The organism is Halomonas sp., assembly GCF_033549285.1.
In the GTDB taxonomy this organism is placed as follows: domain Bacteria; phylum Pseudomonadota; class Gammaproteobacteria; order Pseudomonadales; family Halomonadaceae; genus Halomonas.
Genome location: NZ_JAWSUJ010000005.1, coordinates 80,795 through 85,374, shown reverse-complemented (window position 1 = coordinate 85,374; position 4,580 = coordinate 80,795). Strand labels below are relative to the sequence as shown.

At 66.4% G+C, this 4,580-nt stretch carries 5 protein-coding genes; 3 read left to right on the top strand and 2 right to left on the bottom strand.

Annotated features, from left to right (window positions below):
• The coding region (locus tag SCI24_RS02430; RefSeq protein WP_412928857.1) for an AraC family ligand binding domain-containing protein at positions 1-501 on the bottom strand (501 nt) is incomplete at its 3' end.
• A gap of 160 nt (positions 502-661) precedes the next feature.
• On the opposite strand from SCI24_RS02430, the gene pobA reads away from it, so the two are divergent.
• Positions 662-1,846: a 4-hydroxybenzoate 3-monooxygenase gene (gene pobA, locus SCI24_RS02425; protein WP_318723812.1), complete on the top strand. Its 1,185-nt coding sequence runs from the start codon at positions 662-664 to the stop codon at positions 1,844-1,846.
• Positions 1,847-1,935: 89 nt separating this feature from the next.
• Here the strand turns inward: pobA and SCI24_RS02420 are convergent, their stop codons facing one another.
• Positions 1,936-2,838, bottom strand: coding sequence for a LysR family transcriptional regulator (locus tag SCI24_RS02420; protein WP_318723810.1), 903 nt, complete (start codon positions 2,836-2,838; stop codon positions 1,936-1,938).
• 105 nt (positions 2,839-2,943) lie between these two features.
• Between SCI24_RS02420 and SCI24_RS02415 the strand changes: the two genes are divergently transcribed.
• Both SCI24_RS02415 and catC read left to right on the top strand, forming a co-directional pair.
• Entirely contained in the window at positions 2,944-4,062 is a 1,119-nt protein-coding gene (locus SCI24_RS02415; RefSeq protein WP_318723809.1) for a muconate/chloromuconate family cycloisomerase, read from the top strand.
• Between the two features lie 66 nt (positions 4,063-4,128).
• Complete coding sequence (gene catC / locus SCI24_RS02410; protein WP_106232437.1) at positions 4,129-4,419, top strand: muconolactone Delta-isomerase; 291 nt, start codon at positions 4,129-4,131, stop codon at positions 4,417-4,419.
• Positions 4,420-4,580 lie beyond the last annotated feature (161 nt).

Here is a 4,580-nt window from a genome sequence, read left to right as displayed (position 1 = left end):
CTCGATGAACAGTGCCTCGGCGAACGCCTCCAGCAATCGCTCGCGGCCGGGGGCCGGGTGGCGATACTCCTCCCCGAGCTGATCCACCAGGGTGGCGATACGCCCGGCCCGCCGGTTCCCCTCGAGAGGGTAGGCGGTGGCCCGGGACAGGACCTCGGCCTGGCCGCCCAGGCGCGCCTCCAGCCGCTCGGCCAGGGGGCTTGCCAGCGTGATGATATGCCCCTGGGTATCCGGCGAGAAATGGAAGCCATGAATGCTCATGGCCGGCACCACGATGACCAGAGGGGCGTCATGGGAGTGCCGGCTCCCCTCCAGCTCCAGGCGGACGCGACCGGACGACAGGTGGAGCAGGTGCAGCAGGTCGGTATGGCGATGGGGGTGGATTCTCCAGTCGTGCAGCCGGCTGCGTTCGGGAATCGACTCCCAGTGGAGCAGGTCAGGCGTCGGCCAGTGGCGCGTCTCGCCATACAGCTTGAAGACGGGGACAGCAGCGTCGGACATCGGGCCTCCGGTCAGGACTTTACGACGAAAGTCGGCCATTCATATTGGGATCGTCCAATTAACTCTGCCAATATTGCCTTATACGGGCGTGTATTTCAGTGAAAAATACAATCCACATAGCGAACAGATGTTCACCACTGCCTGACAACGGAGCTTCCCCATGAAGACACAGGTCGCGATCATCGGCGCCGGCCCCTCGGGCCTGCTGCTCGGCCAGCTGCTCAGCCGCCAGGGCATCGACAACGTCATCCTCGAGCGCAAGAGCGGCGAGTACGTGCTGAGCCGCATCCGTGCCGGCGTGCTGGAGCAGGGCATGGTCGACCTGCTGCGCGAGGCGGGTGTCGACAAGCGCATGGACGAAGAGGGCGAAGTCCACGACGGCGTCGAGCTGGCCCTGGACAATCGCCGCGTGCGTGTCGACCTGTCCGGGCTCACCGGCGGCAAGACGGTGATGGTCTACGGCCAGACCGAGGTGACCCGCGACCTGATGGAGGCGCGGGAGTCGATCGGCGCCAACACGATCTACGAGGCCGACAACGTCCAGCCCCATGACCTCGAGACCGACCGGCCCTATGTCACCTTCGAGAAGGATGGCGAGACCCATCGCCTGGAGTGCGACTACGTGGCCGGCTGCGACGGCTTCCACGGCATCTCGCGCCAGTCGATCCCCGAGGGTCGCATCAAGGAGTTCGAGAAGGTCTACCCCTTCGGCTGGCTGGGCCTGCTTTCCGACACCCCGCCGGTGGCCGAGGAGCTGATCTATGCCCGCCACGAGCGCGGCTTCGCCCTGTGCAGCATGCGTTCCTCGACCCGCAGCCGCTACTACATCCAGGTGCCGCTGGACGAGAAGGTCGAGGACTGGTCCGACGAGCGCTTCTGGGAGGAGCTCAAGCGGCGGATCCCCGATGAGGTGGCCGAGAAGCTCATCACCGGGCCCTCTATCGAGAAGAGCATCGCGCCGCTGCGCAGCTTCGTGGTCGAGCCCATGCAGTACGGGCGCCTCTTCCTGGTGGGCGATGCCGCGCATATCGTGCCGCCCACCGGCGCCAAGGGGCTCAACCTGGCGGCCAGCGACGTCAACACCCTCTATCGGCTGATGGTCAAGGTCTACCAGGAGGGACGCACCGACCTGATCCCCAATTACTCCGAGACCTGCCTCAAGCGGATCTGGAAGGCCGAGCGCTTCTCCTGGTGGATGACCTCCATGCTGCACAAGTTCTCCGAGGAGGAGGACTTCAATACCCGCATGCAGCAGGCCGAGCTGGACTACGTGACCAGCTCCGAGGCCGGGCTGACCACCATCGCCGAGAACTACGTGGGGCTGCCCTACGAGTCGCTCGAGTAGCGCGACCGCTCGCCACTATCACCTCGAGACCCGGGCCCGATGGCCCGGGTCCTGTCGTGGGCGATTACTGTCCGCAGGGCCCCGGCGCCTCATGGATAGCGCCCGCTGCGGCGGTTCTCCACCAGCACCTCGAGGATGGCGTTGGCCTCCTGCATCACCGGGGAGGGGGCCTCTCCGCGGCGGCGGCTGCAGATGACGGGGGTGGTGATGCTCCTGTCGGCGAGGTAGACATAGCTGATGCCGTCGCGCTGCACGCGGCGTACCTGCTCCGGCACCAGGCTGATGCCGATCTCCGAAGCCACCAGGCCCAGCGCCGTCTGCAGTTCGTTGGCCTCCTGCACCACCTCCACCTTCAACCCCTGACGGCGGAAGAGCCCGAGCACCATGTCGGCCATGCTGGGGCGCGGCTTGGCGGGAAACAGGATCAGCGGGTAGCGGGCGAGCTGCTCGAGGGTCGGGGTGGTGCCCTCCAGCGGGTGGCCTGTCGGCACCACCGCCATCAGCGGCTCGTCGAACAGTACCTCCTGCTCCACGTCCGGGTCGTCTATCCTGAGACGACCGAACCCCATGTCGATTCGACCCGCCTTCAGGGCCTGGATCTGCTGCACCGTGGTCAGCTCGGCCAGGCTCAGCTCGACATTATCCTTTTGTCGTAAGTCGCGGACCAGCAGCGGCAGCTGGCCATAGAACACCGACGGCACGAAGCCGATGCCGAACATGACGCGCTTGCTGCGGGCCATGCGCCGGGTGGCCTCCAGAGTGGCGTCCACCTTCTCGAGTATCTGGATGGCGTGCTGCCGGAAGAACTGCCCGGTGGTGGTCAGGCGCAGGCCGCGGGAGCCCCGCTCGAAAAGCTCGGCCCCGACCTCCTTCTCCAACTGCTTGATCTGCCTGGATAAAGGCGGCTGTGACATGTGCAGCCGCTCGGCGGCACAGGTCAGGTTCAGCTCCTCGGCGACCACGCAGAAGTACCTGAGGTGGCGCAGTTCCATGATACCTCCTGGGTATGGCAGGGCACCCAAACAATATTGGTTCGGTCTTCCCGCTGCAATCAAACTGCCATGCAATCACCAGATTCCCGGACTTCGGAGCCCCCCATGTCATCCGTGATCGAAAGCATCGAGACGCTGCTGGTCGACCTGCCGACCATCCGCCCGCACAAGCTCTCCATGACCACCATGGCCTGCCAGACCATGGTCATCGTGCGGATGCGTCACAGCGATGGCATCGAGGGCCTCGGCGAGGGCACCACCATCGGCGGGCTGGCCTATGGCCCCGAGAGTCCCGAGAGCATCAAGACCAATATCGATGCCTACCTGGCGCCGCTGCTGGTCGGCCAGCCCTCGGGCAACGTCCATGCATTGCGTGCCCGGCTGAATCGCCATGCCCGCGGCAACGCCATCGCCAAGTCGGCGCTGGAGACCGCGCTGCTCGACGCCCAGGGCAAGCGCCTGGGCCTCTCCGTGGCCGACCTGCTGGGCGGCGCCCGCCAGACGCACCTGCCGGTGCTCTGGACCCTGGCCAGCGGCGATACCCGAAAGGACATCGACGAGGCCCTGCTGCGCCTCGAGCAGCGTCGCCACTGCGACTTCAAGCTGAAGATCGGCGCCAACCCGGTGGATCAGGACGTGCGCCATGTGGCCGCCATCAAGGAGGCCCTGGGCGATCGCGCCGGGGTGCGGGTTGACGTCAACCAGGCCTGGGACGAGTCCAGCGCGGTGCGCGGCATCCAGGCGCTGCAGGACGCCGGCATCGAGCTGATCGAGCAGGCCATTCCCGCTCGCGAACATGCCGGCCTGATCCGCCTGGCCAACCGCTTCAACGTGCCGATGCTGGCCGACGAGGCGGTGCAGGACGCCCGCGACGGGCTCGACCTGGTGGCTGGCGGCTTCAGCGGCGCCTTCGCCCTCAAGATCGCCAAGTCCGGCGGGCTGCACGGCGTGCTGGAGCTGGCCCATGTGGCCCAGGCCGCCGGCATCGGCCTCTACGGCGGCACCCTGCTCGAGGGCACCATCGGCACCGCCGCCTCGCTGCATGCCTGGGCGACGCTTCCCGAGATGGCCTGGGGCACCGAGATGTTCGGCCCGCTGCTGCTCAAGGACGACATCGTCGCCGAGCCGCTCAACTACCGCGAGTTCGGTGTCGACCTGCCCCAGGGCGCGGGGCTCGGCATCACCCTGGACGAAGACAAGCTGGCCCACTACGCGCGCCAGTAAGGCCCGCCCGAAAGCGGCCGCCATCAATCGTTATCGGGCCAGTCCCGAAGAGAGGAGGAGAACATCATGCTGTTTCAGGTGGAAATGACCGTCAAGCTGCCGCCGTCCATGCCGGCCGAACAGGCCGCCGAGATCAAGGCGACCGAGAAGGCCTACTCCCAGGAGCTGCAGCGCTCCGGCAAGTGGCGCCACCTGTGGCGCGTGGCCGGCAGCTACTCGAACGTCAGCATCTTCGACGTCGAGGACAACGCCGAGCTGCAGGAGCTGGTCAGCAACCTGCCGCTCTTTCCCTACATGGAGATCAGCGTCAAGCCGCTGTGTCGCCACCCGTCCTCCATCCGCGAGGACGACGCCTGAGTCGCGGATGAGGCACGCCAGTCCGCTGCGGGACTGCACCAGATAACGATCGAGGATAACCGACCATGACCGTGAAGATATTTGACACCCCCGAGGTCCAGGACTTCCTGAACACCGTCGCCGGCTTCGACCAGGACGGCGGCAGCGAGCGCGCCAAGCAG